Below are 19,969 nucleotides of genomic sequence, written 5' to 3'. Positions count from 1 at the left end.
AATCACAAGTCTTGCAGACAATTGTATACAAGAGTATCCAAAAACATACAAAGAGAGGTGCGGGTGCTGTGAAAACCAGATTTGATCATTACGATGTTCTTGTCGCGGGCGGTGGGCAGGCCGGGCTTATTGCAGCAATCGTCGCAGCGGAAAAAGGGGCGCGTGTTTGTTTGCTTGAAGGTGCGCCTCGGACTCATCGTGGCGGGAATACCCGCCATACGCGTAATTTGCGCCCGATGCATATTGGTCCCTTGTCAGTCCTGAGCGGCACCTATGACGAGGCCGAATATTGGGATGATCTGATGCGCGTGACGAAGGGCAAGACCAACGAAACGCTGGCGCGTATGACTTTGCGAAATTCGACAGAGGCGGTTGCCTGGCTTGAACAGCGCGGCGTGCAGTTTCAGCCGCCATTGGGTGGAACCCTGCATCTAGGACGAACCAACGCCTTCTTTATGGGGGGCGGCAAGCAACTGTTGAATGCGCTTTATCGCCATGCCGAGAAGCTTGGCGTTGAAGTCCACTACGATGCGATGGTCTCGTCCGTCGATATTGCAGACGGAGAATTCAAAAGCCTTCAGGTTGGCGAGCATACGATATCGGCCAAGGCCTTCGTGGCCGCTGGTGGCGGGTTTGAAGCAAACATTGAATGGCTGAAGGAAGCATGGGGTGACATCGCCGAAAACTTCCTGATCCGTGGGACACCTTATAACCGGGGTGACTTGTTGCGTATTCTGCTGGACGCCGGCGCCCAACAGATCGGTGAGCCCAATCAATGCCATGCAGTTGCAATTGACGGACGCGCGCCAAAGTTCGATGGCGGGATTTGTACGCGGGTTGACTGCGTGTCGCTTGGCATTGTGGTCAATAAGAACGCCGAACGATTTTACGATGAAGGCGAAGATTTCTGGCCAAAGCGCTATGCAATCTGGGGGCGTCTTGTTGCCGATCAGCCTGATCAGGTCGCCCACGTCATCATTGACCAGAAAGCACGCGGTGCCTTCATGCCGCCGGTCTTCCCACCCGTTGTCGCCAATACAATCGGTGAATTGGCCGAAAAAATTGGTCTCGACCCGGCAGCACTTGAGAAAACCGTCAACGACTATAACGCATCGGTTCAACCGGGGCAGTTCGATCATACCGAGCTTGACGGCGTGCATACCAACGGGCTTGCGGTGAACAAAACCAACTGGGCGCGCACACTCGATCATCCACCCTACAGTGCCTATTCGCTGCGACCTGGCATCACGTTCACCTATCTCGGTGTGGAAGTTAGTGAAAAGGCGCAGATGCAGATGGCGAACGGAACCGAAAGCCCGAACATCTTTGCGGCCGGGGAAATCATGGCCGGCAACGTATTAGGCCAAGGATATCTTGCCGGGATTGGCATGACGATTGGCAATGTATTTGGACGAATTGCAGGAAGCGAGGCTGCCGATTATGCGCTCAACCGATAAAACAACCGAAGCCGCGCGTGTGATGACGATCTGCAACGCCTGCCGCTATTGCGAGGGGCATTGCGCTGTTTTCCAGGCGATGGAGCTGCGGTTGGAATTCAACTCCGACACGCTCGATTATCTGGCAAACCTTTGCCACAACTGCGGGGCTTGTTATCACAATTGCCAATATGCACCACCGCACGAATTTCAGCTGAACGTACCTGCTGCAATGGCCGAGCTCCGTCAGGAAAACTACGGGGTTTATGCATGGCCGGGCTTTATGGGCCGGCTGTTTGCCAATAATGGCCTTTGGGTCAGTCTGCTGTCCGTCATCGTGATCACTCTGTTTTTCGGGGCGACTGCCATTTTAACAGGGGCCGACTTCTTTGCAGCGCATGAGAATGCATTTTATGGCGTCATCTCGCACAATGTTTTGGCAACACTGTTTGGCATCGTTGGCGGCTTTGTTTTGCTTGCACTGGTGGGGTCGGTTGTGAAGTTCTGGCGGACAATGAATTTGCCAAGTCCGCTGATGCTTGATTATCCACGCGTCATGCAGGGCATAAAGGATGCACTTTCCCTCAAATACCTTGATGGCGGGAATGGTCAGGGCTGTTCCTATCCCGGCGAGACGCCATCAATGGCCAGACGTTGGCTCCATCAAATGACTTTCTGGGGCTTTATGTTGTGCTTTGCTGCGACATCAAGTGCCACGATATTGCATTACGGCTTCGATCTTCCCGCACCCTATGGATACTTCAGCCTGCCAAAGCTGTTTGGCATCCTTGGCGGGATCGGGCTTATTGTCGGACCTGCCGGTCTTTTGATGCTTAAGGCCAAGGCCGATGCTGCCCCGAAGGGCAAAACCAACAAAGGTATGGATGTCAGTTTCCTGGTTTTGCTGTTTTTGACCAGTCTCACGGGACTTTGCCTGATGTTTGTACGTGATACGCACTATGTCGGGGTGATGCTAAGCCTTCATCTGGGGGTTGTGATGACCCTGTTTTTGTCGATGCCCTATGGCAAGTTTATCCACGGGTTCTACCGATTGATTGCGCTGATTGTCTTTGCAGTAGAGAAAAACGATCACAAACAGGTGATCGGTGTCTGCCAGAGCAGGAAGACTATCTGAATTTCATGACGTTAAAGGCTGGCACATCATGTGCCAGCCGATTGCCAAATCGGTCGGTGAATCGCGGCAAATAACGCCTAGAGCGGGAATTCGATCCGGACCTTCAGGCCTTTGCCGTCTTTACCGTCTTCGAGTGTCAAGCGTGCCCGATGTGCGTCTGCAACTTCCCTGACAATAGCGAGACCAAGACCGCAGCCTTGTCCGTTTTGCTCATCAAGTCTTACGAAACGCTCCAGAACTGCTTTGCGATCCTCTTTCGGTATCCCCGGGCCATTGTCTTCGACCTCGAGAACCGGACCGACAGCAACGCCACCCCCAATCAGCCGAACCGTTACGATCGTGCCGGGCGTGCCATAAACAATGGCATTATCGATCAGGTTGCTCAGCATTTCCTGGAGTAAAACCTCGTTGCCGGTTTCTATTTGGCAGTTCATGCCTTCGCTTTGATCGTCGAAGCCAAGATCAATATCGTGGCGGATTGCCTGACGGACCATGCCAGATGTTACTGAGGCAGCAAGTGCGAGCAGATCGGTTTTCTCATAGCGAACAGCTTTTCGGCCTTCGGGGGATACCCGTGCAAGATTGAGAAGCTGGCTGGCCAATCTTGCTGTTTGTCGTGTTTGGTCAACGATACGTTCAAGTGCCTGCCGGTCTTCCGGGTTGCTTGCATTGCGCAAGGCCCATTCGGCTTCGGCCTGCACCGTCGCAAGAGGGGTGCGCAACTGGTGCGAGGCGTCGGCAATGAAACGTTGATTGGCCGTGATGGAGCTTTCGAGACGTGCCAGAAGCGCGTTGAGAGACTTGACGACCTCGGTGACTTCCTTGGGCATGGCATGACGGATCGGGCGCAAATCATCCGTTGATCTGCGCCGGATTGCCTGTTGCAGTCGTCTGAGTGGCGCAAGCCCACGCGAAACACCGATCCACGCGAAAACGCCGCCGAGAAACATCAAAACCAGAAAATCTGTGGTCGATCCCAGCAGTTCGTCATAAATCAGATTGTCGCGTTCGCGACGGGTCTGGCTGACATCGATGATCACCCAGCCATAGATGTTCGAGGACGGATTGGCGACCAGGTACTTCATGGTGACCGCGCGCACGTCTTCGTTACGGTAATGGGCATTGTAGAAATGGGGAACACCGGGTTCCAGCGTTACGCCCTCAGGCAGGCGTGGGAGGCCGAAATCACCTGTCACAAACGCCCCGTCTGGGCCCTGAACGCGGTAATAGGTGTTTTCGCGGGTGAATTGCTCAAGCAACAATTCAATATCGCGCGACAACAGATCCCCGCCGGAATTGATCGCATGTTCGGAAATGGTCACCGCCAGCGCGACCAGAAGGCGATCCTGTATGCGGTTGGCCATTTCACTGACGGTCAGGTAGTTCTTTGCCAACAGCCCGAAGGTCAGCAAGAAACCAGGCAGCAAAAGCCAGCGCAGGAGCCTTGCGCGTAAAGAAGTGGATATGGCTGTGGCGTTCTCGTTCATTCGTCAATCATGTAACCAAGTCCGCGAATGGTGCGGACTTCGACATCACCTGAAGCAATTTTTTTACGTAGGCGGCTGATGTAAAGCTCGATTGATTTTACGCTGGCTTCATCATCAAAACCGAAAAGATGCAGGGCGATTTTTTCCTTGCTGATCACCTGACTGATATTTAGCAGCAGAATTTCAAGCACCCCGCGTTCGCGCGGCGTCAGCGAGACAGGCTGACCATCAATGGTCACGGATCTGTCGACCGAATTGAAGGACAGTTTTCCAACCGTGATATAGGGATTGCGCTTGCCAATATTGCGTCGCAGAAGAGCCCGGGCTCTGGCTTCGAGTTCTGACAACTCGAAAGGTTTGACCATATAATCGTCTGCCCCGGCATCCAGACCGGCAACACGTTCATCGAGATTACCACGCGCGGTCAGGATCATAACCGGCAAATTGATCTGGCGTGCTCGCACGGTTTTCAGAATTTCAATTCCGTCCAGTCCCGGCAGTGATAAATCGAGAATCAGAAGATCGAACGTCTCTTGCAGAACAAGGTTGAGCGCGTCCTCTCCATCATGAACCATATCGACAGCATGATCGGTCTGCCGGAGAGCAGCAGCGATTTTATCGGCCAGAACAAGGTTGTCTTCTACGATCAGAATGCGCATTTCCCTTAAATAACATCGAAAACAGCTGCGAAAATTAAAAATTTGACCATCGACAGCTAACTGACAGCTTTTTCGTTTAGATTTTCCTTCAGGGGCAAGCGGCACTCCCGGCAACGACCGGAAAAAAACAATAACAGCCGAAAGCCTGAATGGGAGGAAATCGACAATTGATGGCGCGATCTGCGTCACCCGTTTCTTTCCTTCCATTCGAGATAAAACAACCGTTATGGAGGGAACGCCCAATGTCATGGGGAAAGAACTTTAATCTGTCATTCAAGTCCGCGTGCGCGGCTGCGGCAATTGCCTTTGGCTTTGCCGGTACAGCAACCGCACAGGATGCAAATTTCGAGGGAGACCGCGTCGAACTGATCATTCCGTTTGGCGAAGGTGGTGGGACTGATACTTGGGGCCGTTTCTGGGCGCCGTATTTCAGTGTCTTCCTTCCGGGAAGCCCGACTGTTGTCGTCAAGAATATTCCGGGTGGCGGCTCTACCTCTGGTGCCAATCAGTTTCAGGCCCGTGCCGAGCCCGATGGATTGACCGCAATCGGTACTTCCGGCTCTACTCAGTTTCCGTACCTTCTGCGTGACAAGCGCGTACAATATGAAATGCGTGACTGGCGTGTTGTTCTTGCATCGCCGACCGGCGGTGTTGTTTACGTGAATTCGGATCTTGGCCTCAAGTCGGCCGACGACATGAAAGCACTGGAAAACGTCAAGTTGCGCTATGGCAGCCAGGGGGCGACATCCCTTGATCTCGTTCCGTTGCTTGCCTTTGAACTGCTGGGACTTGATGTTGATGCGGTCTTTGGCATGAAGGGCCGCGGGGCCGGTCGTCTTGCCTTTGAGCGCGGCGAGGTCAATATCGATTACCAGACGTCTTCGGCTTTCATCAATAACGTCCGGCCGCTTGTTGATATCGGAAGTGCTGTTCCTTTGTTCTCCTGGGGGGCACTTGATGACGATGGGAACATCGTACGCGATCCGTCATTCCCTGATCTGCCAAGCTTCCCGGAAGCATATGAGAAAATGAAGGGTGAAAAGCCTTCAGGCCCGGCATGGGAAGCCTACAAAGCATTCTTCATTGCCGGTTTCCCTGCGCAGAAGATGGTCTTTTTGCCAAAAGACACACCTGAAGAAATCGTCCAGGCGTATCGTGACGCGGCACAGCTTGCCACCGAAGATGAGAGCTTTGTGGCTGATCGACAGGCAACCCTTGGCGAGTACAAACAGATCGTTGGCGAACCTGCAGAACGCATTTTCCGCACGGCTGTAAACGTTCCTGAAGATGCTCGTGAGTGGGTCCAAAAATGGCTGACCGAGAAGTATTCGGTGCAGTTCTAATTAAAATCTGAAGTCTCCCGTATCCTGATCGGGGTGGCCTAGTCCACCCCGCTTTTTTCACCCTTCGACTGTCTGGTCGTTTTAAGGGAACGGGCGAACTTTGTCTTTTGACGGAGTTTCCAAATGCTTGATGCAATGATGACCGCGCTGGCTCATTTCGCGCAACCAACCCATCTGATCTATCTTTTGCTGGGTGTTGGAATGGGCATGGTTGTTGGTATTTTGCCCGGTTTGGGTGGAATTGTAGGGCTGTCTCTTCTGTTGCCCTTCATCTATGGCATGGATCAAATCTCGGCCCTTGCCATGCTGATCGGTCTTGTCGCGGTTATCCCAACCTCGGACACCTTTACTTCGGTCCTTATGGGGATACCGGGATCAAGTGCATCACAGGCAACCGTTCTTGATGGATTTCCATTGGCGAAAAAGGGCCATGGTGCCCGTGCGCTGGGCGCTGCATTTTCGGCATCATTGGTCGGTGGCTTGGTTGGGGCCGTTATCCTTACCGGCTTCGTTGTGATTGCACGGCCTCTTATTTTGGCATTTGGCTCGGCCGAGCTGTTCATGCTGGCTGTTCTTGGTTTGTCGATGGTTGGCGTTCTTGCCGGTCAAAGCCTGCCAAAGGGCGTTATTGCTGCGGGCCTTGGTTTGTTGTTGGGCGCACTTGGCGCGGCACCCGCGACCGGCGAACTCCGCATGAGTTTTGACTCCGTTTATTTGATGGATGGCCTGCCGCTTGTCATCGTCGGTCTGGGCATGTTCGCGTTTCCAGAAATCATCGATCTTTGCCGGCAAAATCGATCTATTTCAGACAAGGGCACCCTCGGTCTCGGATGGCGGGACGGTGTTCGCGATATGATCCGTCATAAATGGCTGTGCCTGCGTTGCGCCGGTCTTGGCAGTATCGTTGGCGCTTTGCCCGGTCTTGGCGGAAGTGTCGTCGACTGGATTGCCTATGGTCATGTCGTCCAGACTGCAAAAGACAAATCCCAGTTTGGCAAGGGCGACATTCGAGGTGTTCTGGCGCCGGAAAGTGCCAATAATGCCAAGGAAGGCGGTGGGCTTGTCCCGACCTTGCTGTTTGGTATTCCTGGTTCGGGCAGCATGGCTGTTTTCCTTGGCGGGATGGTGCTGATTGGTCTTGAAGCCGGCCCTGCAATGGTCGGGCGTGACCTTGATATCACCTACACGATTATCTGGTCGCTTGCGATTGCCAACGTGGTTGGTGCCGGTGGCGCGTTGCTGATTTCACCGTTTGTATCCCGTCTGACGACCATCAAATACGGCTATCTTGCACCGTTCATGATTACAGTGATCTGCTTTGCCGCGTTTCAGGCAACGCGTTCGCTGTCAGACATGATTGCGTTGTTGGTGCTTGGTGTTCTTGGTGTGCTGATGAAGCGCTTTGGCTGGCCGCGTCCGGCATTTTTGATCGGCTTTGTCCTTGCTTCCAATACCGAGACTTACCTTTATCAGGCGTTGCAATTCTACAATTGGGAATTTTTGACACGCCCTGGTGTGCTGATTATCGCAGCCCTGACCATCATTTCGGTTCTGATGGGCATGCGCAAACACCCGGCAAACCCGGTTGAGGAAGAAGAAAGCAGCCATTCGCATAATCCGAAACGCTGGCCGCAAATCATGTTTGCTGGCGGACTTTTTGCCTTCTTTGCTTTTGGCATTTGGGATGCAACCCAGCATTCCTTCCTTGGCAGCGTCTTTACCGGTGCTGTGTCGGTTGTGATGTTGATCGCGTCGGCCATCCTGATTTGGCAGCTGGTGTCATCACCCGCCTCACATGCCGCCAATTTCGACCATGAATATGATCTTGATCATCAGGATGTGAAACCAACCGCCGGTCTTTGGCACTACGTGCTGTGGGTTGCAGGCTTGGTGGTCGGAACGGCGGTGTTTGGGTTCCTGATTGCAATTACCGGCTTCTTTATTGCCTTCCTCCGGATCAAGGCCAACGCGTCCTGGCTTTTGACACTGCTTTTGACCGGGTTGGCGGTTATCGGGCTTTGCATTCTTGCATGGTCGCTGGTTCTCGATTTCCCGGCAGGGATGCTTCAGGACCTGATTGAACTTCCCTGGCCGCTGGGGTGATCGACATGAAAAATACCATGATTGTGAATGACCAACATGCCGTTCCTTGTGTGATTATGCGTGGCGGCACTTCCAAGGGGCCGATATTTTTGGCCAGTGATTTGCCCGAAGATGTCGCAATGCGCGATCGCCTCTTGCTTGCGGCAATGGGGTCGCCCGACAAACGTCAGATTGATGGTATTGGCGGTGCCGATACGTTAACCAGCAAATCTTGCATTGTTGCGCCATCCAGCCGACCGGACGCCGATGTCGAGTTCCTGTTCGCACAGGTCGCCATTGACAAGGCCGAGGTTGATGTCAATCCGAATTGCGGAAACATGACCGCCGCGGTTGCACCATTCGCGATCGAGGCCGGTTTGGTGCCGGTGACGGGTGATCAAACCTTGGTGCGGATTTACAACCAAAATGTCGGTGCATTGGTGGACGTACTGGTTGCCACGCCGGGCGGTAAGGTGACCTATAGCGGTGATGCTGCGATTGATGGTGTACCCGGTACTGCGTCGCCCTTGATATTGCGGTTCAAGGATATCATGGGCAGCAAAACCGGACGGCTTTTGCCAACCGGCAAGCCGATCAACTATATCGACGGGCTTGAAGTGACCTGTATAGATGTGGCGGTGCCGATGGTGATGTTTCGGGCCCGTGATCTTGGGATTAAGGGGAACGAAACCAAGGCACAGCTTGATAGCAATGCGGAACTGATTGCCCGGATGGAAGCCGTGCGTCGCAAGGCATCGGAATTGATGGGGCTGGGTGACTGTACTGGTAAGGTCGTCCCCAAAATGGCTATTTTGTCGGAACCGACAAAAGGTGGTGATATTACATCACGTTACTTTGTGCCGCATAATTGCCATGCAACCCATGCGGTGACCGGGGCGATATGTGTTGCCAGTTGCGCATCACTTTCGGGAAGCATTGTTGATGGTATGATCGAGCTTAAGGCTCAGCCGCAGCAATGGATCCAGATCGAACATCCAAGTGGCGTGATTGCCGTGGAACTCACCATCGAAGGGTCTGGGCCAAATCTTTCAGTGATATCGGGGGGTGTGATCCGTACAGCGCGCCGGTTGTTTGAAGGCAGGGTCCTTGTCCCTGAAAATATTCTGACGGAGGTTGCGGGTTGATGGATGTTGTATTGATGCCGGGCGACGGGATCGGGCCGGAAATTACGTCTGTCACGTGCAAAGTGCTGGAGGCATTGGACCGGTCGTTTTCCCTGGGACTAAAGTTTAGCAATGAAGACGTCGGATTTACGTCGCTTGAAAAGCATGGCGCCACCATTACGCCAGAACTGATCGAACGTGTGCGGAAAGCCGATTTGGCTATTCTCGGACCGGTTGATACTGCGCATTACCCACCGGCGGATCAGGGCGGGATCAACCCATCGGCGGCACTGCGCATCAATCTGGATTTGTATGCCAATGTGAGGCCTTCAAAGGTGTTTGAGGGCCTTCCTTCGGCTGTTGCGAACATGGACTTGGTGATTGTGCGTGAAAACACAGAAGGTTTTTATGCAGATCGCACAATGTATGCCGGAACTGGCGAGGTGATGCCGACGCCTGATCTTGCGCTTGCCACGCGCAAGGTAACACGTCAGGGCAGTTACCGTGTTGCCGCCTATGCGGCGCGACTGGCCGCAAAACGCCGGGGGCACTTGACCATCGTGCATAAAGCCAACGTTTTGAAGTTAAGCGACGGTCTTTTCCTGTCCGAAGCAGAAAAAGCAGCCGCAAAGCAAGGCGGGCTTGAGGTTCGTGAAGAACATGTTGATGCCATGGCGTCACTTCTGGTCAGAACCCCTGAAGCGTTTGATGTAATTGTCACCACCAATATGTTCGGCGATATCCTTTCAAACGAGGCGGCCGAGCTTGCAGGCGGGCTTGGCCTTTCGGGATCGCTTAATGTTGGCGATGAAAATGCGATTGCGCAGGCGTCGCATGGTTCCGCGCCGGATATTGCGGGCAAGAATATCGCCAACCCCGTATCGCTTTTGTTGTCGACCGCTTTGCTTCTGGAGTGGAAGGGGGCAAAAGCCGGACGTAACGATTTGCAGCAGGCTGCCAACCGTCTCGATATTGTAATTGCTGAAATGCTCAAAAATCCGAACACGCGAACAACTGACCTTGGCGGGACACTGTCTTGCAGTGATTTTGGCTCGATCTTGGTCGAAAAGCTTTAGGGAGCTCGTTTCGACAAGATAATTGCCGTTATATATGTGTGATGATGGACGGACAATTTGCGGTAGCTTTTAGCCCATAGTGCTTACACCCCTCTGTTGGAGCAGCATTCAAGCCAATCAGAAAAATGTCAGCTTTTCTGTCAATTCTGCAGCTTTTTGTCAGCTTTTGTGACAATCGATGACAACTTATCTGGCAATCGAAAATGCTAAGGCATTGATTTCGCGAGAAGTCGAATGTCAGCTTTTGTGGCACCTGACAATCATCATATTATATGATGATTTCCCGTGGTCACCTTACTCTCTCCATAAATCATCAGACTTTTGCGTCCCGCTCGCCCGGTTGTCATAATTCGGGGTTATCGGACTTGCGGTCGAGCATGCATAAGCAGCGCAGAAGTCGCACTTGTCCCCTGAATTAAATCAGTTGCCAAACGTCTTTCTACTAAGAGTTCCAATCAAGAGGAAAGACGTAAGATGTTTCTGCAACGTGAGTCATCAATTGACGCCCTTCGCGCGTTCGCCTTGTTCGGGATACTTGTGGTCAATTTGCCCTTCTTTGCGATTACTTTTGGTTTTGCTGGCGGGGCATGGCAGGACGGGGAGCCGCTTTGGCTGAATGTGCTTGCCGCGAGCGTGATCCAGGGATTGTTTGAAAGCAAATTCATTCTGATTTTCTCGGCCCTGTTCGGGTTTGCCGCGTTACAGCAATTCAAACGATATGGGGCCGGTTTTTATGTTCGGCGGCTTTGTGTGCTGGCACTGTTCGGCGTTGTGAATCTGGTATTCCTTTTCGAAGCAGACATTTTGTTGCCCTATGCCGTGATCGGGCTGCTTTTGTTGATCGGTCGGAAAATTTCTGTTCGCGGACTTATGGTTTGTGGTGTTGCTCTTTGGGCGATGGCTGTAGTTGGGAATGCGCTTTTTGGGGTGAGCCTGACAGTGAACCCATCGCCTTATGTCGCGCCAGAGATACCGGTTTCGGTGGTTCTGGCGACCGGCAGTTTTGCAGATGTAATGGCGGTGCGTCTTGAGAGTTGGGCCGGTTTCCAGCTTTATTGTCTTTGGAGTAACTATCTGCTTGTTGCTGCTGCCATGGTTTCGGGGCTTGCCGCCGCGCGGTTTTGTGAGGAATATGGCTTTGATGCTCTTGTTGCCAAATTACGCACCATTGCGGCGTTTGCCGCATTTCCGGGAATTGCAGGAAGCCTTCTTTACGGGGCGCTTGCATCGTTGCCCGCAGCATTTGAGCCAGAGCGCTTCTTTATGATGACATTGGTTTTGCGCCCGCTGTTTGCGGTACCATTGTCCATTGTTCTTGTCGCATATGGTCTTGTCGCCTTTCGCGCAACGGTTTGTAGCAATTTGGTTGCATTCATTGCGCCTGCTGGCCGCATGTCGTTGACGATCTATTTGGGAATGTCATTGGCTATGGGATTGGTGTTCTTTGGTTACGGTGCCGGTATGCACAATCAGGTTCGTTTGGCTGATTGTTTGTGGATTTCAGTTGTGATGTATCTGGGGTGGATCGTTTTTGCTAAGCTTTGGTTCCGCTTCGCATCACGCGGACCGCTTGAATTGATTTTGGCGGTTCTCACAAGGCCGAACTCCCGGCAAGGAGTTGTGTCGGTTAGCAGTTAAGCTACAAAAGTCGGAAATGCAAAAGGGCGCCAGTTTGGCGCCCTTTACCTTTTCTGTTCAGAGGATTGGCCTAAGCCGTGGCTTAACTGGTTGTCCCAGCATCGATTGCCTGTTCCAAATCTGCCAGAAGGTCAGACGGGTTTTCCAGCCCGCAGTAGATGCGCACAAGTTGCCGGTCCAACTGGAAATGACGAAACGCACTGATTTCATATTTCTGGTGGAGTACCGCAGCAGCGGGAACGATCAGGCTTTCGGGACCACCCCAACTTACGCCTAACCTGAATGTTCGAAGGGCGTTGCTGAAATTTCGAATGTCGACCGTCTCATCGAGAATGATGGAAAACAGGCTCGAATGGCCATGTAATGTGCGTTTCCCAGCATGGTTGCTGAACCCGGTATAGAGCACCTGGGAGACTTTTGGGTGCTTGAACAGGCTTGTGGCCAAATACTCACCGGTTTGGGCGTGTCGTTGCATGCGCAGCTCAAGTGTGTCGAGGCCGCGTAGCAAAAGCCATGCTTCAAACGGACCAAGTTTCCCACCGAGATAAGGGAAGGTTGAACCATTGATTTTGTTGATCAGGTCCTTTCGCCCGGTGACGACGCCGGCAACAGTGTCGCTGTGACCAGACAGGAATTTCGACGCTGCATGGATGACAAGATCGATACCGTGATCGGCCGGGCGCTGAAAAACCGGTGTTGCCCAAGAGTTGTCGATAACGGTGATAACATTTTGCTCTTTCGCTGTTTGGCCCAGTTTTTCCAGGTCCTGGAGTTCAAATGTCAGAGATGTCGGACTCTCAAGGAACAAAAGTTTTGCACTTGAAATGGCGTCAATTACAGCATCTGTCTTGGTGCCATCGACATAGTCGATGGCCACGCCCATTGGTCTGAGCATGGTTTCAAAAAGCCGATATGCATCGGAATAAACATTGTGAACGGTAACGATCCGGTCGCCCGGTTCGACAAGTGCCATGACGGTTGCACTGATTGCCCCCATCCCGCTTGCAAAGGCACGGGATGCTTCGGTGTTCTCCAATCTTGCAATTTCCCGTTCGAATGCCATTACGGTGGGATTGTCACCACGAGCATAGATGGGACCGCCAGGATTTCCGGCATAGGCATTTGCCATGTCGTCAAAGTCACGGAATGCAAATAGCGACGTTTGATAAATTGGTTGGGAAACCGCCCGGAAGTGGCGCTCGTAGTTGGGATCAAATGCACCGTGATGCCGGGATCCGTGGTCCTGCAGCGAGAGTGGCTTTGAAGGTAGCTCGTTCATGATGAAAGCTCCTTGATCAAGAGTGTTTTGCGATCAGAAAACGTCAAAGCAACGGCAATGAGTGCAGTCAGTCCTGCCGCAAGCGCAGGTGCTATGACAATTCCGTCCAAGCCAAATGCCATGGGTAAAAATAGCGCCAGTGGTAATTGAATGTAGCCCTGTGGCGCCATGCTGACGATGGCAGCGCGCCGCGCATTATGAGCAGCCTGAAAGCGCGATACCATCGGTTGATAGATGCCAACGAACGCGACTTGTATGGCAAGGATATCGAGCAAATGCGCCCCAAAGGTGATCAATTCCGCTTTGCTCACAAAGGCGGCAATCAACCAATCCCCGAACAGGAAGGCAATAACTGCGCAGGTAATCGAGAAGGCCGCGCAATAGAGAAGGATGCCCGTAAACACGGCCTCAAACCGTGCCTGATTACCTGCACCTGCTGCGTAGCTCAGGATGGGTTGTGCACCCAGACAAAAGCCGATGATCGGAAGAATGGCAAGAAGCACGATACGCAACGAGATGGCCAATCCAGCCAGTTCTTCTTCGTTGCCATGTCTGGTGGCTGCCTGCATCAGAGCGGCAAAGCATATTGATGCCAGAATAGTGGTTGTACTGGCTGGAATGCCGAGCTTGCCAAACGGTACTAGAGCTTTGCGCCAAGAAAGTGCGTGAAGAGCCCCGACATCGGGATGTATTCGTCCAAGGCGCTTTTTGAAGTAATAGACATACGCACAAAGGGCCGCGATCTGTGAGATGATCGTTGCCCACGCCGCCCCTGCAACCCCCAATTCGAATCCAAAGATAAGTATCGGGTCAAGTACCATGTTCAGACCAAACGACCCGAGCAAGGTGTACATCGAAAATCGGCTGTTACCTTCACCGATTGCAATGAAATCGCAAACGATCTGCAACAGTACCAGCACAGAGCAGGCCCCAAGAATTCGCATGTATATGGAAGCTTCGGTGAAAACCTCGTTGCGCGCACCGAGCAGATGCAGAATTGGTCCGTGGAATAATGTGATCAGGATGGCAACGCTAACGCCAAAGCCAATGGCCAAAGCCAAGGCAAGGGATGCGCTTCTTGCGGCATCTTGGACATTGTCCCTGCCAAGTGCACGACCGATTTCGGTTGAGGCTGTTAGGCCCAATCCGTGCCCGATTGCACCGACCAGCATGAAGCAGGGAATGGATAAAGTTACCCCCGCCATGGCACTAAGCGCATATTGGGAAACAAAAAAGGCATCGACGACCTGATTGATGGCATTGATCGAAAGCCCTGCCACAGATGGCAGGGCCAGTCGCAGGATCAATCGCATGATCGCCGGATCATTCAGGTCCGGAAGAGCACGCTTTCGCATCAGGAAGCATCCTCATCGTGGACAAAGTCCGGAACAAACAGTCGATCATCAAAAAAGCGTTCGCGCAGCAACATAACAAGAAGTGACGTCTTGTGGGGGAAACGAACCTGTTTAATGCCGGCAAAGCCTGAACGCAGAAGATTGCGGATTTGCTGATTGTGGCCTGCATCAGGTTCACCGACAATGCGTTGCGTTCTTGGGTCATCAAGGAACATGTAATGCATCAGAGACGGAAGCCATGCGGTCAGATATTCCTTTCCGCGAAATGCATCTTCGCCAATGGCAACGTGCCAGCCGCGGTCAAAGTCACCTGCATCATAATGCTCGCCAAGACGATCTTCTTGTGCCCAGTAGAGCTCGAAATACCCGAATGGGGTGTCGTTGAAATACCCGATCAGCGGCTCGGTTCTGGGATCATCCAGTCGGCTTTGGATGAAGGCTTTATGCTTTTCCTCTGAGCCGGACTCTTCCCAGAAGACGTCGACGCGCGGGTCGTTCATCCATTTATGGAAGCACCCGAGATGACGACGAATATCCGCGCGTTCAAACCGGATAGTTTTGTCGATCCAGGGGATGTAACGCGCATAAAGTGTTTGCGAGGCACTTGGGCGACGGACTGGATGACGGCGTCCGTTGGTTGACGTGTAACTCAAAGGGAATGGGTCGCGTTCGGGATGTGCCAACCAGTTCAGCGTTAGTTGATAGAGATTGCGGGAACTGACAACAATGCTATCACCTGAATGAGAAATCAGACCGTTGCGAATCATGTTCGCTGTCCATTCCGGATCCAACTGCGGGGGAAGTTTGATTTCAGACCGAGAAGGATGCGCAATCAGAAGTGCTTCGCCCAGCGCAGCCAAACCTTTGGCATCTAGAACGTTAAGCGTCAGGCTTGCAACATCATCAAGGACGATCTGGTCCGGTGAGAGGGTGAAATAGAAGTCATGATTTTCACTTTCCCCACAAAGCTGAATATGTCCGTCCTCGATGGACGAGTGCCAGTTTCCGGCGTTCTGAAAGTGAGGAACTTCCAGTTTCTGGGATGAGTTTTGAGTTGGTGCTTCTAATGCAATGACATTCATATTCAGATCTCCTGATGTCTAAGTTTCCAACCCGGTTGGGTTCGTTAAGTCTCTGTAGTCCGGACGGATGAGAGGATTGGAAGTTCAGGTGCATTTTTTCGATTCGAGATGCAGAAACTTCTGAACTTGGCAGGTGACGGTTCGTCTTTGGTGCAAATGCTTGAAACTTGCTTTGCCAATGTGGAGACGACCATGAATGGTTCTCAGGCGGTAAATGCCGCGTCCTTAAACCCATCAAACGAACCGAGTTCGCAACCCGGTTTTCATTCAATTTCAGAAGATGTTGTTGGTTTGCCATGGGCGGTGGAACCCTGGCGGATGAGAGGATATCCGCACCAAGTCATTGACCGTTTTTGCGACGATGATCCCGACCGCCCGGCCATCCTGACAACAGATGAGGTTTGGTCGCGAAAGCGCCTGAAACAAACGTCAGATGCGATTGCCTGCGCTCTGATTGCCAATGGGGTCGAGCGTGGTGATGTTGTTGTTGTTGCGCTTCCGAAATCTGCGATGGCGATTGCAGCCATTCTTGGTGTCTGGAAAGCTGGTGGGGCTTTTGTTCCCGTGGACCCGCAGCACCCCGAGACCAGAAATCAGCACGTATTGACTGATTGTTATGCACGTTACGCTGTTACCACCGGCAGGGATTTGACGGTTCTTGGTCAGCAGGAGCTTGAGGTTGTTCTTGTCGATGAGCTCGACACGTCGGAAGCCGACTTCCTCGCCGTCGCCCCGCTTGCCGATCAGCTTGCCTATATTATCTACACGTCCGGTTCGACTGGTAAACCTAAAGGGGTCATGGTGGATCAAGGCCCGTTGATTGACCATTTGAATGCTACCGGGCCAATCTATCTGATGGATGAAGATTCGCGAGAATTACCGTTTCTTCCATTTTCATCTGATGGTGGTCATGAACGCTGGATCGTGCCGTTGATGGCAGGTGGCAGTATTTTATTGCCTGACCAATTACTCTGGACGCCGGAAGACACAGTTAACGCCATTCGCAAACATGGCGTGACCCATGCTTCATTTCCGACCAGCTATGTACATGAGTTGGCAGGGTGGCTTCGCGAGAAGGGCCAGACTCTTGATCTGATACTTTGTTCCTTCGGCGGTGAGGCAATGCCAAAGGAAACTTTCAACCGGATAGCGCGGGCCATCAATTCTCGTTATCTGATCAACGGTTATGGTCCGACGGAAACCGTGATGACACCCATGTTGTGGCGTGTCGCTCAGGACCGGCTTTGTGAGACCGTTACAGCCCCGATCGGAAGACCGGTCGGAGATCGTTGGGCCTATATCCTTGATGCGGATGGCAACGCGGTCGCACCCGGCGAAATCGGTGAGATACATCTTGGCGGCTATTGTGTTGCCCGTGGATATAACAACTTGCCTGAAAAGACCGCCGATCTGTTCATTCACGATAATTTTGCGCTGAATGATCATGCACGAATGTATCGCACCGGTGATTTGGGCCGATTCCTTCCGGATGGCATGATCCAGTTTGCTGGACGGGTCGATGATCAGGTTAAAATTCGTGGGCACCGTATCGAGCCGGCAGAAATTGAAACAGTTTTGCGTGGGTTTGATGATGTTGCCAACTGTGTCGTCGTCGCAGCTGAAGTTGCCTCACGGTTGGAACTGATTGCCTATGTCGTACCGCGTTCCGGAGCATCGGTTGATACCCGTTCAGTTCGTGTGCGGTTGCAGGACCTGCTGCCAAGCGCAATGGTGCCTGGCTACATCATTGAAATGACGATGTTGCCACTTAATGCCAATCACAAGGTCGATAAATCACAGTTGCCGCTACCGCGTCGCGAGGGGGTCATAATCAAGCCAGCTAATGACGACGAGGCCGCTCTGTTGACCATTTGGAAATCCGCACTGGGTCTCGATGAAGTCGGAGTGACCGATAATTTCTTCGAGATCGGCGGGAATTCGATAACAGCCCTGCGTGTACTGGCAAAAGTTCGCGATCAGTTTCCTGAACGCAATGCGGAAATTACGGATCTTTTCAACTTTCCGACCATCCGAAGCTTGTTGTTGGAGCTGTCTGAACCCGAATGCAAGCTGGGGGCGGATATCGTGCATTTGCAGCAAGGCAAGCCCGATCAGCCTGTCCTTTATTGCTTTCCGGGGCTGCTTGTCAGCACGCGCGAATATATGAAGCTGGTGAAAAGTCTGGGCGAGGATCAATCCGCCGTGGGCTTCATGTGCCACTCGCTTACAGAAAATCAGGAACTTGATGTTTCGGTCACCGATATCAGTTCGCGATATGCAGAGCTGGTTTATCGGGAAGCGAAGGGACGTACCTGCGCCTTTCTGGGCTGGTCCTGGGGTGGTTTGCTTGCATACGAAGCTGCGCGAATGCTGGGGAATGACATCGATTTGCGAGTTGTCGGAATGGTTGATGTCTGTGACATGGACGAGGATTTTGATCTGAACGCACGGCCAAAATTCCAGCCGGGGCAGTGGGCCGAGATTGAAGCACGCATTCGGGTCTGGCTGCAGAAAACCAAGATGCGTGAAGAATGGGAACGCCTTTTGGCGCTGATGGATGACCTTGCTTATGCGCAGTTTGTCCATTTTGTGGGAAAAAGCGAATTCGGGCTGCCCACAGACGGGCCGGGGATCGGTACGCGCGAACATACGTTCTGGGTGCTAATCGACAATGCCCTTGTTTTCCGCCGTCATGAACTTCTGCCCTATGACGTGCCGATTGCTTCATGGCTTGCAGGCGATACGGTCAGTCGAAAACTTGATCTGATTGATTGGCAGTCACTTTCACGCCTTGCCGAGGCCCCTGAGCATATTCCAGGAACGGATCATTTGACGATCATCGGTGATCCGGCATTCCACACGCGGTTTGGCAAACGTTTGACGAACGCTTTCGAACAACCAGCCGATATGAAATTTTCAAGCAAATAGAAGGACTTGAACGATGGATAAATTGGATCTTGTCGGGATTGGAATTGGTCCTTTCAATCTTAGTCTTGCTGCGCAGCTGGACGGGGTTGCTGATGTGTTTTCAATCTTTCTTGAGCAACGTTCTGAATTTGCCTGGCATCCGGACATGATGCTGCCCGGTGTTGAGCTTCAGACTTCGTTTCTGAAAGATTTGGTGACCCTAACCAATCCGACGAGCAAATGGTCTTTCCTGTCTTACATGGTCGGCCAGAAACGCATGCTTGATTTCATGAACGCGGATTTTGCCGCGGTGCCAAGACGGGAATTCGCCGCTTATCTGAAATGGGTTGCAGACCATTTGGAAGGCTTGGCATTTGACAATGTGGTGCGCGAAGTCGCATTCGATGGTCAAGACTTTAAGGTTCGTACGGATCATACAAGTTATGTCACGAGCAATCTTGCCATTGGTGTCGGCAAGCCTGCATTTATTCCCGCCTGGGCGCGCCAGTTGCCCAAGCATAAATGCTTTCACACAAGCCAAGCGAAGTCGAATTTGCCAAAGCTGCGCGGCAAGAGAATTGCCGTTATTGGCGGGGGACAGAGTGGTGCTGAACTTGTTGAGTATCTGCTTGGTGGAAACGTCAAAGGTGTTGAAGAAGTTCTCTGGTTATCGCGGCGCGACAATTTCGAACCCCTTGATGATACTCCATTTGTGAATGAGTATTTCACGCCCGGATATGCAGATGTCTTCGCAGGTCTGCCGGATGCCTATAAACAGGATTTGATGTCTCGACAAAAGCTTGCCAGTGATGGTGCATCGCTTTCAACGCTCAAGTCGATTTATCAGCTGCTATACCGGCAGCGTTACCTGCAGGAGGGCCATGTTGCCGGTCGGCTCCTGCCGCAACGTGAAGTCTTTCAGGTTCAGCAAGATGGTGAAACAATGAGGATTGCTGCCAGAAACGGGCTTAATCAGGATGTCGAGTTCTTCGATGCGGATGCGCTGATTCTGGCAACCGGTTATGAAACGACATTGCCGGAATTCATGGCGCCACTGCGTTCACTTCTGGAAGTGGGGGCATCAGGTGCCTACCGCTTGGATGCGGAATTCCGTGCCCAATGGGATGGACCATCTGACCGAAACATCTTTGTTCAAAATGCCGGCAGGATCGATTTGGGGATCTTTGAGCCTCAACTAAGCCTGATGGCTTGGCGAAGTGCTAAGATTGTAAATGCTCTGACAGGCAAGAATGTCTTCAATCTTGATCAAAATCCACCGATTGTTGACTGGGTTGCCGGTACTGGGGACCGGGCAGGTGGTGCTGTCGTGCAGGCCTGGGGCTAGGGACGGCAAACTGAAATCTGC

14 protein-coding genes are annotated in these 19,969 nt (G+C 52.4%); 9 read left to right on the top strand and 5 right to left on the bottom strand.

Annotated elements, in window-relative coordinates:
* The first annotated feature begins 68 nt into the window (after nt 1-68).
* Together tcuA and tcuB are read left to right on the top strand one after the other, a co-directional pair.
* Nucleotides 69-1,457, top strand: coding sequence for an FAD-dependent tricarballylate dehydrogenase TcuA (gene tcuA / locus TH4_RS01575; protein ID WP_064779660.1), 1,389 nt, complete (start codon nt 69-71; stop codon nt 1,455-1,457).
* Entirely contained in the window at nt 1,441-2,571 is a 1,131-nt protein-coding gene (gene tcuB / locus TH4_RS01570) for a tricarballylate utilization 4Fe-4S protein TcuB (protein ID WP_064779659.1), read from the top strand. Before tcuA ends, tcuB begins: the two co-directional genes overlap by 17 nt.
* Before the next feature lie 77 nt (nt 2,572-2,648).
* Here tcuB and TH4_RS01565 read toward each other — a convergent pair whose 3' ends face one another.
* Both TH4_RS01565 and TH4_RS01560 read right to left on the bottom strand, forming a co-directional pair.
* Nucleotides 2,649-4,058 carry a sensor histidine kinase gene (locus TH4_RS01565; RefSeq protein WP_083996932.1) on the bottom strand — a complete coding sequence of 470 codons (1,410 nt, stop codon included), beginning with the start codon at nt 4,056-4,058 and terminating at the stop codon, nt 2,649-2,651.
* Nucleotides 4,055-4,906 (bottom strand): response regulator transcription factor, encoded by an 852-nt coding sequence (locus TH4_RS01560; protein WP_232308386.1) that lies wholly within the window; start codon nt 4,904-4,906, stop codon nt 4,055-4,057. Before TH4_RS01560 ends, TH4_RS01565 begins: the two co-directional genes overlap by 4 nt.
* A 53-nt stretch (nt 4,907-4,959) precedes the next feature.
* On the opposite strand from TH4_RS01560, the gene TH4_RS01555 reads away from it, so the two are divergent.
* The 5 genes from TH4_RS01555 (at nt 4,960) to TH4_RS01535 (ending at nt 11,980) form a co-directional block, all read left to right on the top strand.
* Nucleotides 4,960-6,060, top strand: coding sequence for a type 2 periplasmic-binding domain-containing protein (locus tag TH4_RS01555; RefSeq protein WP_063088751.1), 1,101 nt, complete (start codon nt 4,960-4,962; stop codon nt 6,058-6,060).
* A 123-nt stretch (nt 6,061-6,183) separates the two neighbouring features.
* The gene (locus TH4_RS01550; protein ID WP_064779657.1) at nt 6,184-8,163 is read left to right on the top strand and encodes a tripartite tricarboxylate transporter permease; all 1,980 of its coding nucleotides are present in this window, start codon (nt 6,184-6,186) and stop codon (nt 8,161-8,163) included.
* Between the two features lie 5 nt (nt 8,164-8,168).
* Nucleotides 8,169-9,287, top strand: coding sequence for a 4-oxalomesaconate tautomerase (locus TH4_RS01545; protein WP_245227671.1), 1,119 nt, complete (start codon nt 8,169-8,171; stop codon nt 9,285-9,287).
* Nucleotides 9,287-10,342: an isocitrate/isopropylmalate dehydrogenase family protein gene (locus TH4_RS01540; RefSeq protein ID WP_064779656.1), complete on the top strand. Its 1,056-nt coding sequence runs from the start codon at nt 9,287-9,289 to the stop codon at nt 10,340-10,342. Before TH4_RS01545 ends, TH4_RS01540 begins: the two co-directional genes overlap by 1 nt.
* Nucleotides 10,343-10,987: 645 nt before the next feature.
* Entirely contained in the window at nt 10,988-11,980 is a 993-nt protein-coding gene (locus TH4_RS01535) for a DUF418 domain-containing protein (protein WP_209272105.1), read from the top strand.
* Between the two features lie 82 nt (nt 11,981-12,062).
* Here TH4_RS01535 and TH4_RS01530 read toward each other — a convergent pair whose 3' ends face one another.
* Genes TH4_RS01530 through TH4_RS01520 form a run of 3 tightly spaced genes read right to left on the bottom strand, consistent with a single transcriptional unit; the run spans nt 12,063 to nt 15,696 of the window.
* Nucleotides 12,063-13,259, bottom strand: coding sequence for an aminotransferase class I/II-fold pyridoxal phosphate-dependent enzyme (locus tag TH4_RS01530; protein ID WP_064779654.1), 1,197 nt, complete (start codon nt 13,257-13,259; stop codon nt 12,063-12,065).
* Nucleotides 13,256-14,614, bottom strand: a complete 1,359-nt coding sequence (locus TH4_RS01525; protein ID WP_064779653.1) for an MATE family efflux transporter — start codon at nt 14,612-14,614, stop codon at nt 13,256-13,258. The genes TH4_RS01530 and TH4_RS01525 overlap by 4 nt, the downstream gene beginning before the upstream one ends.
* Complete coding sequence (locus TH4_RS01520) at nt 14,614-15,696, bottom strand: GNAT family N-acetyltransferase (protein ID WP_064779652.1); 1,083 nt, start codon at nt 15,694-15,696, stop codon at nt 14,614-14,616. The genes TH4_RS01525 and TH4_RS01520 overlap by 1 nt, the downstream gene beginning before the upstream one ends.
* A gap of 318 nt (nt 15,697-16,014) precedes the next feature.
* On the opposite strand from TH4_RS01520, the gene TH4_RS01515 reads away from it, so the two are divergent.
* Nucleotides 16,015-18,624: an amino acid adenylation domain-containing protein gene (locus TH4_RS01515; protein WP_167351178.1), complete on the top strand. Its 2,610-nt coding sequence runs from the start codon at nt 16,015-16,017 to the stop codon at nt 18,622-18,624.
* 13 nt (nt 18,625-18,637) lie between these two features.
* Nucleotides 18,638-19,948, top strand: coding sequence for a lysine N(6)-hydroxylase/L-ornithine N(5)-oxygenase family protein (locus tag TH4_RS01510; protein WP_064779650.1), 1,311 nt, complete (start codon nt 18,638-18,640; stop codon nt 19,946-19,948).
* Nucleotides 19,949-19,969: the final 21 nt, after the last annotated feature.

This window comes from Thalassospira tepidiphila MCCC 1A03514 (assembly GCF_001662875.1).
GTDB classification, from domain to species: domain Bacteria; phylum Pseudomonadota; class Alphaproteobacteria; order Rhodospirillales; family Thalassospiraceae; genus Thalassospira; species Thalassospira tepidiphila.
Note: the sequence above shows the minus strand (reverse complement) of the source record. Positions and strands in the feature narration are given on the sequence as shown.